Genomic DNA, 16,531 nt, shown 5'->3' with positions numbered 1-16,531 from the left:
AAACTTACTTTCTTTCCTTTCTTGTCTTTCTGGCGTCGATCACCCGCATCCCCAGCTTTCTGCTGATGGCAAGGCGCAGCCCGGGGCAGACTCTTGTCATCTGGTTAAAGCACCACCAAAGCTGCATATAGAGGAATTTCCCCTCTGCAGGGGGTAAATCCCTCCAGGGCGTCTTTGACAGATAATACTTATATAATGGTTTGTAATGATTGTGGTTTCCCCTGATCCAGGGTCTCTCATCCCCCAGATAATGGATCACCGCCGGAGAACGCTTTGCCGCCTGAAACTCCTCCCTCCCCACCATCTTATAGGCCAGGCATAGGCGTTCCAGTGTTTCATAGCTAAAATAGCGGTAATTGGTAAAGAAATTATACCTGGGCGAAACAGAGAGGATCCTCCCCTTTAATGCGCCGTTTATAGTGTCCTGGTCACAGGCAAAAAGGTTTCCGGCGTGTGCGCCGTAAAAGTCAAGCAGCTTCTCAACCACGCCTTCCCTGCGCCAGCCCTTAAGATCCATAAGGATCATACCGGAATTAAAGTAAGGCTCCTCCGGCCTCATGCCGATAGTCTCCTTCATCTCCCGGTACACCGTAGGCTCCATCACCATTCCCGCAAGACAGCCCTTAAGCTTTGTCTCATACAGCGGCAAAATAGATCCGCAGACGATGGTGTCGCAGTCCAGATACAGCGCCCGTTCCACTGAAACCGGAAGGACCTGCGGTGCAAACAGGCGTCCCATGGCGCTGATGTCAAATCCCCTTGTGTCTATCTTGTAGGGAAAACGAGCCTTCAGATCTCCCAGTTCCACCGAAAACAGGCGGCGGCCGAAGGAGGCGGCCAGATCCTTTAAACGCTCCTGATATTCCCCGCACATTCCCACAGACAGAAGGTAGATATCAATGGACTCTGCCTGGCGGTTGTTGTCTAAAAGGGAACAGAGGGAAGCGGCCAGATGGCCTGCATATCCGTCGTTAGAGGCATATATGATGTTGATCCCGCGTTCTTTCCCTGACATATTATCACCTGTTTCTTACATTCTCCGGTCATTTTATTTACGATTTTACAATAAGAGCTTAAAAAAGTAAATCATATATGGAATTTTTCCTTTAAATATGTTAAATTATTTTGGAGTGCAGCCTCGCGTTTATCCGCTGCACTGCGCTGTGAAAGCGCTCTATTACCTATTCAGGAGGTTTTTATCATGCAGCGATCCTTTCGATATATGGCTTTTGGAATCCTGACGGCTTCCCTGATTGCCGGCAGCTCCTTGGCGGCTCTGGCAGACCAGGAATCCGGCGGCCCCGGCGTCACAAAGCCTGCGGAGGTTTCCCAGGAAGCTCCCGGAGTGTCCGGCGATACCACCAATGCCGGTCCCGGTGTGATCGTAACGCCGGATACAGGAGCAGACAGCCAGGGGGACGGACAGGGAGAGTCCCAGGCTTCCGGCGATGATCAGTCCGGCCAGACACAGACAGGCAGCGAGACCAACGGGCAGGCCCAGGAGAGCCAGACACAGGAGTCCTCTCAGGTTTCTGCCAATCAGGCCTTTTTGCAGGTACAGCTTCTCCGGCCGGATATGACCTGGACCGATCCCATCCGGGATGACACCACTATCCTTCCCGGAGAGGGCGGCTTTATCAGTATGTCCATCTACGCCAATAACCTGCCGGGAGACGTGCTCTACCGCACCTACAGCGCTAACCGCGGCTGGAGCAACTGGGCCATGAACGGCGGTCACACCACCTGGGCGGCCGACTGTCCCATCGAGGCTGTGCAGATCCGTTTAAACGGCGTATTCGGAAACAGCTTTGACGTATACTACTGTGCTACCCTCTCCGACGGAACAGCCTGCGACTGGTCTAAAAACGGCGGCACCAATGGCGCCATGGCCCGCGGACGCTATATCACGGGGCTGCGGTTCTCTCTCTGGGGAAAAGGCACCGAAGGCGCCGTATACAAAATGGACGCGCCTCTTGTATCCGCCGCGCCCGACGGCATCCAGTTTGTAAACGGCACACCCGTATTCAGCAACGGAACCGGAGATCTTTTTACTGGCTGGGTATGGAATGACAGAGACCGCTACTATGTGGTGGACAACGCCATCGTCACAGGCTGGCAGTACATAGACGGCTATAAGTATTACTTTGAAGGGAACGGAAAGCTGGTGCAGGACTTAGAGCCTTACTTAAATTCCCAGGGTCCCTTCCTGATCAGGATCAACAAGCAGATGAACTGCACCACCGTTTATATCCAGGACGGTGCAAACGGCTTTATCATCCCCTACAAGACCTTCCTCTGCTCCACCGGCGACGACACGCCTCTGGGAGATCACAAAACCCCTGAGAAATACCGCTGGCGGCTGATGAACACGGATGAATACTGCCAGTACTGCACCCGTCTTGATAAGGGAATCCCGATTCTGCTCCACTCTGTTATCTACGAGAAGCCGAATCCCTACACCCTGAAACCGTCAACCTACAATTACCTGGGAGCTACCCCGTCCCACGGCTGTATCCGCTACACCACCGAGGATGCAAAATGGATTTTTGACCACTGCGCCCTTGGAACCACTGTCAACGTATACAACTCCGATGTTCCAGGCCCCTTCGACCGTCCCGCTATCCAGAAGATGATACCGGAGACACAGACCTACGATCCTACAGATGTAAATGTGCCGGAAAACGGACAATAAACATAAATCCTGCTCAAAGGGCAGAGCTGCTTTCCCGGCAGCCCTGCTCTTTTTTCTTCCATCCCCTTCTGCGGTATTCCTCATAGGGGATATCCGGGTCCAGGAGAAGCGTTCCGTGCATGGTGGGAGCCTGGGCCGGTTTCATATAATCGCCGTACTCCTGTCTCAGCCGTCCGTCATAGCCGGCGGGAGCAGGAATCATGCGGTTTTCAAATGGAAGATAGACCATTTTCTCAAACCACTGGCGGTTCCATGTATTTTTTTCCAGCTGGCGGATAAAGACCGTATCGCAGACGCGGCTGGTATTTTTCCCGTTAAAACAGCGGCAAAGCCTTTCATACACTGCAAAAGAACGCTCCATGGGGATGTGAAGCAGATTTCCCAGCTGGTGCAGCAGCCTTCCAAATACAGTCGCATTGTCATAGTAATCAAAACGATACCAGGTATACAGGATCGTCCACAGGGTCTGGACGGAATACGCCCAAAGTCGGGAGGCAAGTTTTCCCTCAGGCATGGCGTCCAGCGGGAAAATATCAATAAAGATACCGCAGTTATATCCGGCCTTTCGGTCCTCCTTGCTGCATCCGGTGGTCTGGCTGTTGCGAATCTGCGCATGGGCGCGCAGATAATTCTTCTCTGCATAGGGGGTCTGCAGCGCCAGCGGCTTTCGCAGCTCCCCTGGGGCAATGCGGATAAATGCCTCGTAATCTTCCCGCAGCATCACCAGGTCAATGTCATCATCCCAGGGGATATAGCCCTGATGGCGGACTGCACCGATCAGGGTGCCGCTGTCGGCAAAGTATTTTAAGCCATGTTTTTTACAGATGCGTTCTACCTCATCCAGCATTTCCAGCTGCACGGCCCAGACTCTCTTTGTCTTTTGATCTACCTTCCAGCCGCAGCGCATTTCTTCTTTATAAAATATCTCTTCTTCCATGAATCGGTCGCTCCTGTTTTCACTGATTTTCATACAAACGTATCACCCTATCATCCGAATACGGCTCGAAAGAGGTCTTACTCCCCCCGCTGCCGTCCCGAAAGACGGCACAGGATCATTTGCGCCCATTTCCATATAAACGGGTCTTTAAGAAGGAGAAGACTCAGCCCATAGACCACCGCCCCGCCGATAATCTGTGCAAAGGTCACTGCCGGACCGGTTCCTGCTGCCGTTTCAAGAGCATTTCCCAGCCCCAGGACAGCACCCAGCATGGCCAGGCCCGCAAGCAGGCGTCTCCAGCCATATTTCCATATCATGGAAGGTTTTACAAAGCCCCGTCCAAGCCATAGATAGAAAATGGTAATGAAGCATTCAGCAATAACAGAAGCCGCTGCTGCTCCAGAGGCCAAAAATCGTGGGATCAGAACTAAATTCAAAAGAAAATTAACTCCCGCACCTGCTACAATGACCCTGCTGCTCTGGGCCCGCATACCGCCGGGAGTAAGGATCTGGCTTCCCACGCAGTCACTCAGGCCCACAACGAATACCAGGGGCGCGCAGACGTACATAAGAGAGATCACAGGCCGATACTCGGCTCCTAAAAACCATGGCACAAAGTCCCCTGCGATTCCTGCCAGGCCCAGGGTGATGGGAACCGCCAGAAAAAGCACAAAATCCATGGAACCCTGGATCCTCTCTTGTATCTCTGCTATCCTCCCGGCCCCGAACAGATAGGACATACGGGCAGACATAACGGCGTTAAAAGACATAATCAGAATCTTTGACATATTGACAAAACCGGTGGCATACTCATAGTAGCCGTTCTGGGACTTATCCTGTCCTGTAAACCATCCAAGCATGGTCTTGTCAAGAATCGTATAGACGGATGTGGCAATGGTAGGGATGAAATACACAAACGTCTCCTTCAGATGCCTGAAAGGGCGGAGCTGGCTGATGTCCGGTTTCCCCACAAACTGCCTTAGATATCCCCACATGGAAATATTTCCCAATAGTCCGGTGACAGCCGTAAGGGATACATATAAAAGGAGGTCGTTTTTTGTGCGGATAAAGAGAAAGAGCATGGCAATACCGACGCATTTTACCGCCATATTTCTCACAACAATCAGGCCGTACTGCTCCAGGCCCCCGAAAAACCAAGAGATATCAAAAGCCACGGCAATCAGGGTCATGGACAGCGCTCCGTAATAGGGGGCGTACTCCTTTGAAAAGCCGATCACGCCCATCCAGCAGATCAGGCACAGGGCCGTAGTGCCTGCGCAAAGCAGCTCTATCTCCCAGAACAGGCATCCAAGGGCCTCTTTGTCATCCCGGCTGCGGGCAATCTCCCTCTGTCCGTAGGAAGCGGTTCCAAGAGCCGCCGCAATGGCGAAATACTGGACCACAGAATTGGTGTAGCTTTGGATGCCAGTACCATCCGGCCCCAGCACCCTGGACAGATAGGGCGTAGTGATAAAGGGCGTGAGAAGCGTCATGATCTGGTAGATCAGGTTGTAGGTATAGTTTTTGCGGATACTGGGCATACTTTTGCTTCTGCCCTCCTTATTTTTACTCATATTGAATCTGCTCCGTTTTCTGTAAAAAATGGCTGCCGTCACCGGTGCTTCGGGCCGCTGCCGCCAATGCTTTCTGATGATTGTAGCATATTCCCGGCCCGGGCGCAATGCGGCCTTACAAAGTTTGACATCCCTTCCCAAATGACTTATAATCAGAACCATAACAGGATCCTCGGATCATGGAAGGAGGCCCCTTTGAAATTTGGAGTCATTATCGTAACCTACAACCGGCTGGAACTGCTTAAGGAATGTATAAACTGCGTCCTCGGCCAGACGGTGCCGTTTTCCAGGGTGTGTATTGTGGACAATCACAGCAGCGACGGCACCGGCGCGTATCTGGAGGGGCTTACGGACGCGGCAGAGAACAGGCCGGACAGCCCGGCTCTTGACATCTGCCGCCTGGAGCAGAACCTGGGCGGAGCCGGCGGGTTTGCCTATGGAATGAATCGGCTGGCCAACACAGACTGCGACTGGCTCCTGATCATAGATGATGACGCCATGATCGCACCAGACTATATAGCGGAGCTGCAGAAGGCGGTTCTTCACACGGATTATCTTGCCTATTCCGGCACAGTGACCACAGCCGGAGCCATCGACACCAGCCATCGGCGTTTTCTTAAGAACCCTTATCTGATGTTTTATGAACCTGTCCCGGAGACGGCCTACGGGACACCCTTTTTTGAATACGATATCAGCACCTTCTGCGGCCTTTTGGTAAAGACTTCTCTGGTTCGGGAAATCGGCCTTCCGAAAACGGAATATTTTATCTGGTTTGACGACACGGAATACTGTATGCGCTTTCACCGGCGCTCCCGGATCTTAAATGTCAATACGGCCGTCTTAAACCACAAGACAGCCGTACCAGGCCAGGCTCCGCTTATTGGCTGGAAGAATTACTACGGATTCCGCAATGCCATCGACATTGGCCGCACCTATTCCAAATGTCCGCCTCTGTATATGGCCTATATCACCGCCAATCACTGGGCCCATATCGCCGTCGACACTCTTTTGTCTCTTGCAGGAAATCAGAGGGAGCTGCGCGGCTACCGCATCCAGGTCTACAGAGATGTACTCAGGGGACGCCATAAGGCCCCGGACGGGCCTTCTTTCCGTTATCTGCCCGGAAGCGGCCCCGGACAGCCTTCCCGTTAATGCAGACCTTTTTAAGCCGGATATGCGGCTTTTATCTGTTTGACTGAACCTGCGGCTTTTGGCAGATGCCTTCCATCTGCCTGAAACCGCTCTTATAATTACATTTTAAGGAGAATATTTTATGCAGGCAATCATTCTTGCTGCCGGTATGGGGAAACGCTTAAAGCAGCTGACGCAGAACAACACAAAATGTATGGTAAAGGTAAACGGCATTCCCATGATCAACCGCACCCTGTCTCAGCTGGATCGTTTATCCCTGTCCCGGATCGTAATCGTGGTGGGCTACGAGGGAGAGAAGCTGACCGGCCACATCCGTACCCTGGATGTAAAAACCCCTGTGGTATTTGTAGAAAATCCCATTTACAACAAGACAAACAACATCTATTCCCTTTTCCTTGCAAAGGATTATCTTCTCAAGGAGGATACCCTTCTTCTGGAATCCGATGTTATTTTCCAGGATTCGGTTCTTGACTGCCTGATGGAGGATCCCAGGGACAGCCTGGCGCTTGTGGCAAAATATGAAGCCTGGATGGACGGCACCTGCGTTCGCCTGTCCGAGCAGGATGATATCATTGACATGATCTCAAAAAAGCAGTTCCGTTTTTCGGAAATTGAGGATTACTACAAGACGGTAAACCTTTACAAGTTCAGCCGGGAATTTTCCCGCACCCACTACGTTCCTTTTCTGGAGGCTTACACAAAAGCCCTGGGAAACAACGAATATTACGAGCAGGTTTTAAAGGTTCTGGTGGCTCTGGATGATCCCGGCATCAAGGCGAAGCGCTTAAGTCCGGATCAGAAGTGGTACGAAATCGATGATATTCAGGATCTGGATATCGCTGAATCCATGTTCGCCCCGGAAAATGAGCGGACGGCCCTGATCCAGAGGCGGTACGGCGGTTACTGGAGATATCCGGGAATGCTGGATTTCTGCTATCTGGTCAACAGCTACTATCCGCCAAAAAAGATGATGGATGAGATTCGTTCCAATTTTGACGCGCTGGTGCGCCAGTATCCCTCAGGAATGTATGTAAATTCCCTTCTGGCGGCCAGGAATTTCGCTCTCCGCCAGGATCAGATTCTGGTGGGCAACGGGGCCGCAGAGCTGATCAAAGCCCTGATCGAGCAGACCCAAGGACGGCTGGGTGTAGTTCGGCCTACCTTTGAGGAATATTCCAACCGGTATGACCCGGACAAAACCGAGGCTTATTATCCGGACAATGATAACTTTTCCTATACCGCAGATGAGCTTACCGCCTTCTTTGAAGATAAGGACATCCGTTGTCTGGCGCTGGTAAACCCGGACAATCCTTCCGGCAATTATATCCCAAAGGCGGATATGCTGCGGCTGGTACAGTGGACCGGGGAAAGAGGGATCCATTTCATTGCCGATGAATCCTTTGTGGACTTTGCAGACGAGGAAAACGCCTCTCTTCTGGATGAGGAGCTTCTGGATGAAAATCCCCATCTGACGGTGGTAAAGAGCATTTCCAAGTCTTACGGCATACCGGGACTGCGGCTGGGCATTGCAGCCAGCGCAGATACAGCCCGGATTCAGGAATTAAAAAAGAGCGTCTCCATCTGGAATATCAACTCTCTGGGCGAATTCTATATGCAGATTGAGGAAAAATACAGGAAAGATTACACCGACGCCCTGGTAAAAGTAAAGGCGGAGCGAAACCGGTTTTCAGCCCTGCTCTCCGCTGTTGACGGTATACGGGTAATTCCCTCCCAGGCGGACTATCTGATGATCGAGCTGACCGGAGGACATACGGCCGGCGCAGTGACTCAGCAGCTGCTGCTGCGGTATAACTGCCTTGTAAAGGATCTGTCCTCCAAGGTAAAGCTTAAAAACCGGCAGTTTCTGCGGATCGCTGTGCGCAGCCAGGAGGACGACGATATCCTGGCAGAGGCATTAAAAGAGCTTTTGAGTGCGCCCATACACAGCTAAAAAACTGCCCATGCCAGACGGAACCGTTTTTATCGGCCCCGCACAGCATGGGCAGTATTAAAACATCAGCAGGCAGAGGAGCTGTTTATTCCAAATACTTCCTCTGCCTTTTTCATGGCAGATTCAATTACCTTATCCATATCGTAATACTTGTATTCTCCCAGACGGCCGCCGAAGATCACACGCTCCTCCTTTGCGGCAAGATCGGCGTATTTCTGATATAATCCCTGATTTTTCTCATCATTAACCGGATAATACGGCTCCATACCCTCCTGCCAGGTCACAGGGTATTCCCTGGTAATCACTGTTTTGGACTGTGTGCCGAACTCAAAATGCTTATGCTCGATAATCCTTGTAAACGGTGTCTCCCGGTCTGTATAATTTACCACAGCCACGCCCTGGTAATTTTCTTCCCCCCGTATCTCGGATTCAAACCGCAGGCTGCGGTATTCAAGTCTGCCAAAGCAGTAATTGTAGTAAGCGTCAATGGTTCCCGTATAGACTACCGTTTCCCCAAGACTGTCATAATATTCCTTATTCTCCAGATAATCCTCCCCCATCTTTATATCGCAGCCCTCAAACAGCCTTTGGATAATCACGTTATAACCGCCTATGGGGATTCCCTGATACAAATCGTTGAAATAATTGTTGTCATAGGTATAGCGCACCGGCAGACGGCGGATGATAAAGGCCGGAAGCTCCTTACAGTCTCTTCCCCACTGCTTCTCCGTATACCCTTTTACCAGCTTTTCATAAATTTCACGGCCGACCAGGCGGATCGCCTGCTCCTCCAGATTTTTCGGCTCGCCCTGGATCTCTTTTTTCTGCTCCTCGATGATGGCTTTCGCCTCTTTAGGGGAAGAAATGTTCCACATCTTACTAAAGGTGTTCATATTGAAAGGCATATTGTACATCTCGCCCTTGTAGTTTGCTACCGGACTGTTCGTGTAGCGGTTAAACTCTGCCAAAGAATTCACAAACTCCCATACCTTTTTATTGCTGGTATGGAAAATATGCGCCCCATACCGATGCACATGAATACCTTCCACATCCTCACAGCAGATATTTCCACCGATATGATCCCGTTTTTCCAGAACCAGACAGGATTTCCCCTTCTGTCTGGCATACCATGCAAACACCCCTGCATACAGGCCGCTTCCAACCAGTATATAATCGTATTTCTTCATATCGTTTATGCTCCTTTTTTCATCATCATTTCCCAAACTCCCCTATGCGGGTCTGATTCCCAGAAAATACCATCTCACTGCGTACAAAAGCAGCAGATGCACCGGATAGAACCAGTAAAACAGGTACTTGTACCTCTGTTTTCCCCTCTTTCCATTATACACTCCAATGGGAATCGCCGCCAGACCTCCGGCCCCAAGGGTTATCCCAAAGGACTCTAAAAATCCCAGGACAGCTGCAGCAGCGGTCTGCTTTTTCCGGTTTTGGGAAAGCAGATAAAATGCCGCTATGATCAGGATTCCTGAAGCCCCATAGTCTGCCCGCAAAAGTTCTGCCACAGCACAGCCGATCCCGATATACAGACATCTCCGGGGCGTTTGGGCAATTCCGCTCCCGCACTCCCTAAGCTTTACCCGTTCCAGAGCCGAAAGCACCCCAAAGCCGATAAAAAGTTCAAAAAACACGTTCTGATATTCCGGTACAAACAGGCCGTTTCCTACTGCCAGATCAAAGGGGATCTCTGATATCAGGCTGAAAATCAGAAGATTTTTTCCATACTTCATCCGGTTACGGGTATGTATAAACCCCTCCACCAGAAGGAAACAGTAGATCATAAAGGCCGGCCGGCCCAGAACGCGCAGAAACCAGGCCCCGATCTCAATTTCATTTCCCCAGGGGCCTTCCGCCAGCCGGCGAAGCCCTTTTGCCCCTCCTTCATAATACAGCCCATACTCCAGCACCACCGCCCCGATGTGGTCAATGAGCATTGAGCATATGGCAATCCATTTTAATGCGGCCCCGTCCAGGCCCTTTTCCTGCTGGAGCGCTGATCCGTTCACAGGCATTCCCCAAAGGGCATCAGCCTCTTTGCCACTGCCGCCGCCAGAACGCAGAGAACAAAGTCCTCCGCCACTGTGATCAGGAAGCAGTTGATCACCACCAGTTTCCAACTAATCGGCATATGTATCACAAAGTTACTGATTCCATAAAAGTAGACCATGCCGCACACATAATACGCCATCATACCCCAAAACGCGGCAAACAGCCTCCAGGCCATTCCCGCTCCCGGACGCAGGGCTGTAAGTTTCCCTGTGATCCAGGCCGCTGCCACAAAACCGATCAGAAAACCGAAGGTCGGCCGGATCAGATAAGCCGGCCCTCCTCCTGCCGCAAATACGGGTATCCCAGCCAGTCCCACTGCCAGGTACACGCACACACAGGCTGCTCCCCGTCTGGCTCCCATCACATATCCAGCTAAAAGCACAAAAAAGAACTGCAGCGTAAAGTGCATGGGAAAAGGCTGCACCGGTATATTGATCTTTATAAAAGCTCCCACAGCGATAAGGGCTGCAAACAGGCCGGTAAAGGCAATCTCATGAGCCGTTGTTCTCTGTCCTCTTATAAGCTTTGCTTCCTGCATATCATTCCTCCAATTCTCAGACAGGTCAGGCCCCTGGGCCTGTCCGTCGCTTTTTCTTTTCCGTATCAGAAGCCGCCCTGTCACCCGGGGCGCGTCCCGGCCATCTTTTTTTAACGGCTCCTCTCCTATTCTAACAATAATACTCTATTGTGAAAAGAGGATTTTTCAGAAAATCCCATTCCCCGCCCCGAGAGCAAAAAAGCAGGCGTAAAAAAGACCGCTGCAAAAAGGATTTCCCTACAGGATCCGAGTTCTGTAAGTTTTTTCCATTTTGCAGCAGCCCAAACGAAAACAGGCCTTTGGCAGCCGTTATGTCATTTTAATAAAACAGCCGGTTCACCGCGCTGAAGATGCCGCGGATGGAGGCTCTGGTGATATTGGAGCTGACGCCTACACCGTAAGTAGCCTTCCCCGTGGCCTGGTCTACCAGATGGATATAGGAGGCTGCCTCCGCCCCGGAGCCAGAGGCCATTGCGTGCTCAGTGTAATCCAGCACCTTAATCTGGATGCCAAGAGCATCCTCAAGCCCTCTCTGCACAGCGTCGATGGGGCCGTTTCCAATGCCCTCGAACTGTTTTTCCATGCTGTGATCCGTATAGGTGACCTTAACAAGGGTGGCAAACTCGCCGTCTGCCGTTTCCGTATCCGTGATCCGGCACTTGCGGAAATGGAGAGGCTCCTTGCGCTCCAGATACTCCTTCTTAAACTCATCCATGATCTGCTCAGGAGCCACTTCACCCTGCCTCTCCGAGATCTTCTGGATCACATCCGCAAACTCCTTGTGCATACCCTTTGGCAGCTTGAATCCGTAGAAGGTATCCATTACAAATGCTACGCCGCCTTTCCCGGACTGGCTGTTGATGCGGACAATAGGCTCGTATTCTCTTCCTATATCGGAAGGATCGATGGGGAGATAGGGAACCTCCCAGTACCGGCTTTTCCTCTCATGCAGGGCCTGCATCCCCTTGTTGATAGCATCCTGATGAGAGCCGGAAAAGGCGGTAAATACAAGCTTCCCGGCGTAGGGGTGTCTGGGAGGGATATCCATCTTTGTGCACCGCTCATAAACTTCTGCGATCTCACGGACATTTTCAATATCTAATTCGGGATTGATCCCCTGAGAGAACATATTGTAGGCAACCGTCAGTATATCCACGTTTCCGGTGCGCTCGCCGTTTCCAAACAGCGTTCCCTCGACACGATCCGCCCCTGCAAGCAGGGCCAGTTCCGTAGAAGCCACGCCCTCTCCCCGGTCATTGTGAGGATGAACGCTTAAAATGATGCTCTCTCTGTCTTTAAAATGCGTATTCATCCACTCAATCTGATCAGCATATACGTTAGGCGTCGTCATCTCCACCGTGGACGGCAGGTTGATGATGATGGGGTTTTCCTTTGTGGCTCCCCAGATCTCCTGAACCGCAGTGCAGATATCAAGGGCAAAGGGAAGCTCTGTGCCCGTAAAGCTCTCAGGTGAATACTCCAGACGGATCTTGGTATCGCTTTGGGCGGCATAGCGCTGTACCATCTTGGTGCCCACAATGGCAATATCCTTTATCTCATCCATCTCCTTGTGGAATACTACATCCCTCTGTAAGGTGGAGGTGGAGTTGTAAATATGGACAATAGCCTTCTTTACCCCCTGGAGCGCCTCAAAGGTACGGCGGATCAAATGCTCTCTGCACTGTACCAGAACCTGTACCTCTACGTCATCCGGGATCAGCCTGCGCTCTACCAGAGTACGGAGGAAATCATATTCAATCTGGGAAGCAGCCGGAAAGCCAACCTCGATCTCCTTAAAGCCCAGCTTTACCAGCAGGTTGAACATTTCCACCTTTTCTTCTACTACCATGGGTTCTACTAAAGCCTGATTGCCGTCCCGCAGATCTACGCTGCACCATACCGGCGCTTTCTTAATCTCCTTCTCAGGCCAGGTGCGCTCCGGAAAATCTACCACCGGCACTCTCTTATATCTCTTGTAATTCAGCATACTTCCATTTCCTCCTTCCCGCAGTTTCCTTTAGCGCTGTAAAATGTTACTCTATTATACCATAGGATGATATAACGCACAAGCAAGGTACGTCTTTTTACCATTCGTATTAGTTATAGATCCTATTCCTTCGCTTTATTATAAGCCGGCTGGTTCTTTCGGATCCTCTCTGGCCTCATACCGATCCCGCCCCGCTTCCTTTGCGCTGTACAGCACCTGATCTGCCTGACGGCTCAAATCCGCAATGTCCTGCCCCCTGTAGACGGTGCTGAAGATCCCTGCGCTGATGGTCAGAACCGGGGATACCAGAGAGTATTTATGCTCAATGCTCCGCTCCTTAAGATCCCTGCAGATCCGCTCCATGATCTGAACCGTCTGTTCCAGGCGGATGCCGGGAATGAAAAGCAGCATCTCTTCCCCGCCGAATCGGACTGCCATATCCGCAGCCCTTATATTGTATTTTAACACAGCCGCCACTTCTTTTAAGGCCCGGTCGCCCTCAATATGACCGTAGTTGTCATTATAGGATTTAAAATGATCCACATCGATCATAACAAGGGATATCTGCTGTCCCTGAAGCTTTTTGCCATTCTTTTTAAGATAGTATTCCAGATAGTGACGGTTATAAAGCCCTGTAAGAGGATCCGTCCAGCTTCTTTTTCTCCAGATGCCGATATGGCGGAAGGCCCATACGATCATCGCCAGAAGGCCGGCAATGCCGAAGGCGCTGGCAATGAGAGCCAGCTCATTTTTCTGCTGTTTCTGCTGTAACAGTCCATAACGGTAAAGCTGCTCTGCTCTTGCCACATAGCCGGATCTCAACAAAGCGGCCTTCTTCTGGATCTGACCGCTGTAGCGCTCCCGATACTGGCTGAAATTTTCAAGGTCTCCTCTGTCCTTATAAATCTGAGCCATGTGATAGTAGACCGTTTCCTCCAAAGACAGCCCAAAAACGGATGATTCCTCCGCCACCTCGGCAAACTGCTTAAGAGCCTCTTCTTCCTGGCCGGAATACTGGCAGTACAGTGCATATGTATACCTTACATAAATACTTTTATAATAGGCGACCTCTTTCTTGTCCTCCTTCAGCCATTGTCCGGCCAGCTCAAGCTGTCTCAATGCCTCGTCAAGCTGTCCCCTCCCCATTGCGATCTGCGCCCGCTCACTGGCCCTCAATATTTCCATATCATCCGCCATATCCGGGTCCAGTCCCGGAATCATGGCCTCCAGATGCTCCAGCATTTCCTCTGCCTGGTCATATTCTTCCTGCATAACATAAGCATCCGTTCCATTGATCACAGCCATAGCCTGGACGGTTCTCTCTTTGCTGTCTTTGCCCTCTTCCCCTATGACCTGTTCATAAAACTCCAGCGCACGATTATATTCCTGAAGCCCATAGTAAACGTCCCCTACACAGGCCAGAAGCTTCATTTTGTAATAATTCTGGTGTTCCACCCCCCTTGCCTTCTCTATATTGTGAAGGGCATCCATATAGTAAAACATGGCATCCATATAGTTTTCTGTCAGGCTGAATATCTGGCCGATGTTTCCTTTTAACGCTATCCTGGTTTCATCATTCAGCCCGCGGACATTTTCCAGATACCAGATCAGCAGCTTTGCCGCCTCCTGGATCTTTCCTTCGCTCTGCACCACTGGTTCCACTGCGCGCCAGCACAGCTTTATATTGTTGCGGTATTTCTTTGATGCTCCGATGGCCTCCAGAGCACGGCGGCTGTTCTCAACAAGTCCCTCTGTATCTCCCAGCTCGGCCGCTGCTTCGTTTAAAAGGATCGGCGTGTAAATACGGATCATCTCTGCGTTTTCTGTTTCTGCCTCCCCAATCTGCGAAAGCAGCTCTACCGTTCCGTCCACATTCCCGTCCAGCCAGGCCAGAACCCCCTTTACAAAATATCCCTCCTCTCCCTGGGAACCGGCGCGGCTTTCCAGATAGCTGCGCATTTCCCAGTTTAACTCTCCTGTGTTCAGAGCCGTTTCAAGGCAGCTGATCCCATCAGGCTGCGTCTCTCTCATGGTATTTCCCACCGCTAAGACAGCTGTCAGCCCCAAAAGCAGAATCACCCCTGCGGCAGCAGCTCTTTTCTGATTCAGCCAGCCCGCGAATACTCCATTTCTCAATCCATCTCTCCTTTCCCTGGTTCCTGTATAACCGAAATAACCGGGAAGCAGATCGCTCCCCGGCAGCAGTTTTTCATGTACATCACAATCAGACGTTTTGTATTAAAGGCAAAATCCCTGATCCTTCATCACAGCAATGACCTGATCCACGTATTTCTCACAGGTTTCCATATCCGCCGCTTCCACCATCACCCGAACCACAGGCTCTGTGCCTGAGGAACGCAGCAGTATGCGTCCGTCTGTTCCCAACGCCTCTGTCACCCTTCTTACTTCTTCCTGGACTTTTTCGTCCTCCTGGGCCGCGTTCTTATCCTTTACACTTACATTTTTAAGCACCTGAGGATAAATCTCCACCTCGGAGGCCAGCTTTGCCAGGGACTGTTTCTTTTCCAGAACAACCTCCATCACCTTTAAGGAAGTCAGGATACCGTCTCCTGTTGTGGCGTGCTTGCTGAAAATAATATGGCCGGACTGCTCGCCGCCCAGGCAGTTTCCGGTGGCAGCCATATTTTCATAGACATATTTATCTCCTACCGCCGTCTTTTCATAGGAAATGCCCTCCCGGTCAAAAGCCTTGTAAAGACCGAAGTTAGACATAATGGTAGTGACAACGGTATTGCTGAACAGGCTGCCCTGCTCCTTCATATATTTTCCGCAGATATACAGGATGCGGTCGCCGTCTACCACATTTCCCTCGCTGTCTACGGCAATGCAGCGATCCGCGTCTCCGTCATAGGCAAAACCTGCGTCGCAGCCCTGTTCCACTACAAATTTCTGTAAATACTCAATATGGGTAGAACCGCAGTCTGTATTGATATTCAGGCCATTGGGCTCATTGTTCATCACAAAGGTCTGAGCGCCCAGAGCGTCAAATACATTCTTTGCAATGGCTGAGGCACTTCCGTTGGCGCAGTCCAGGGCCACCTTCATATTTTTAAATGAGCGGGTAGCAATGGAGATCAGATAGCCGATATAGCGGTTTCTGCCCGCGGCAAAGTCCACGGTGCGGCCGATGGCGTCCCGCTTTGCCAGGGGAATCTCTTCCATCTCTCCGTCCAGGTATTGCTCGATCTTTGTGATCACCGATTCTTCCAGCTTCTCGCCCCGTTCATTGATAACCTTGATGCCATTGTCATAATATGGGTTATGGCTGGCGGAAATCATGATGCCGCAGTGAAAGCCCTCGGTGCGGACCACATAGGAAACGCTGGGCGTCGTGGTCACATGAAGGAGAAATACATCCGCCCCTGAGGCTGTAAGGCCGGATACCAGAGAATATTCAAACATATAGCTGCTTCTTCGAGTGTCCTTTCCGATTACCACCCGGCAGCGCTCTCCCGGCGTTTTCTGTCCGTAATACCAGCCTAAAAAGCGGCCTACCTTATATGCGTGCTCCACTGTCAGATCCACGTTGGCCTCTCCGCGGAAGCCGTCTGTTCCAAAATATTTTCCCATTGCTTTCATGTCCTCTCTGTCTCAGATTTTCCCTGCACCATA

12 protein-coding genes are annotated in these 16,531 nt (G+C 51.2%); 3 read left to right on the top strand and 9 right to left on the bottom strand.

Translation table 11 applies throughout. From position 1 onward, the window contains the following. Positions 1-4: 4 nt before the first annotated feature. Positions 5-1,015: a glycosyltransferase family 8 protein gene (locus HW447_RS04525; protein WP_176254146.1), complete on the bottom strand. Its 1,011-nt coding sequence runs from the start codon at positions 1,013-1,015 to the stop codon at positions 5-7. Between the two features lie 186 nt (positions 1,016-1,201). Here HW447_RS04525 and HW447_RS04520 point away from each other — a divergent pair, with 186 nt between their 5' ends. Next, positions 1,202-2,692, top strand: coding sequence for a L,D-transpeptidase (locus HW447_RS04520; protein ID WP_176254145.1), 1,491 nt, complete (start codon positions 1,202-1,204; stop codon positions 2,690-2,692). Positions 2,693-2,705: 13 nt separating this feature from the next. Here HW447_RS04520 and HW447_RS04515 read toward each other — a convergent pair whose 3' ends face one another. Then, on the bottom strand, positions 2,706-3,662 hold the full coding sequence (locus tag HW447_RS04515) for a LicD family protein (RefSeq protein ID WP_176254144.1): 957 nt from the start codon (positions 3,660-3,662) through the stop codon (positions 2,706-2,708). 44 nt (positions 3,663-3,706) lie between these two features. Further along, a complete protein-coding gene (locus tag HW447_RS04510) occupies positions 3,707-5,203 on the bottom strand; it encodes an oligosaccharide flippase family protein (protein ID WP_176254143.1) in 1,497 nt (498 codons plus the stop codon). A 195-nt stretch (positions 5,204-5,398) separates the two neighbouring features. Between HW447_RS04510 and HW447_RS04505 the strand changes: the two genes are divergently transcribed. Both HW447_RS04505 and HW447_RS04500 read left to right on the top strand, forming a co-directional pair. Continuing rightward, positions 5,399-6,355 (top strand): glycosyltransferase, encoded by a 957-nt coding sequence (locus tag HW447_RS04505; protein WP_176254142.1) that lies wholly within the window; start codon positions 5,399-5,401, stop codon positions 6,353-6,355. Positions 6,356-6,476: 121 nt separating this feature from the next. After that, on the top strand, positions 6,477-8,306 hold the full coding sequence (locus HW447_RS04500; RefSeq protein WP_176254141.1) for an aminotransferase class I/II-fold pyridoxal phosphate-dependent enzyme: 1,830 nt from the start codon (positions 6,477-6,479) through the stop codon (positions 8,304-8,306). A 65-nt stretch (positions 8,307-8,371) separates the two neighbouring features. Here the strand turns inward: HW447_RS04500 and glf are convergent, their stop codons facing one another. From glf to glmM, 6 genes are all read right to left on the bottom strand, one after another. Then, on the bottom strand, positions 8,372-9,493 hold the full coding sequence (gene glf, locus HW447_RS04495) for a UDP-galactopyranose mutase (protein ID WP_176254140.1): 1,122 nt from the start codon (positions 9,491-9,493) through the stop codon (positions 8,372-8,374). Between the two features lie 42 nt (positions 9,494-9,535). Next, positions 9,536-10,330: a TraX family protein gene (locus HW447_RS04490; protein WP_176254139.1), complete on the bottom strand. Its 795-nt coding sequence runs from the start codon at positions 10,328-10,330 to the stop codon at positions 9,536-9,538. After that, positions 10,327-10,911: a biotin transporter BioY gene (locus HW447_RS04485; protein WP_176254138.1), complete on the bottom strand. Its 585-nt coding sequence runs from the start codon at positions 10,909-10,911 to the stop codon at positions 10,327-10,329. Before HW447_RS04485 ends, HW447_RS04490 begins: the two co-directional genes overlap by 4 nt. A gap of 319 nt (positions 10,912-11,230) precedes the next feature. Next, entirely contained in the window at positions 11,231-12,898 is a 1,668-nt protein-coding gene (gene leuA / locus HW447_RS04480) for a 2-isopropylmalate synthase (protein ID WP_176254137.1), read from the bottom strand. A gap of 138 nt (positions 12,899-13,036) precedes the next feature. Further along, entirely contained in the window at positions 13,037-15,034 is a 1,998-nt protein-coding gene (locus HW447_RS04475) for a GGDEF domain-containing protein (RefSeq protein WP_176254136.1), read from the bottom strand. A 102-nt stretch (positions 15,035-15,136) separates the two neighbouring features. Beyond that, entirely contained in the window at positions 15,137-16,489 is a 1,353-nt protein-coding gene (gene glmM, locus HW447_RS04470; RefSeq protein WP_176254135.1) for a phosphoglucosamine mutase, read from the bottom strand. Between the last annotated feature and the right edge of the window lie 42 nt (positions 16,490-16,531).

Source organism: Enterocloster alcoholdehydrogenati (genome assembly GCF_013282095.1).
Taxonomy (GTDB): domain Bacteria; phylum Bacillota; class Clostridia; order Lachnospirales; family Lachnospiraceae; genus Enterocloster; species Enterocloster alcoholdehydrogenati.
The sequence above is the reverse complement of the archived record's forward strand: the minus strand, read 5'-3'. Positions and strand labels throughout refer to the sequence as shown.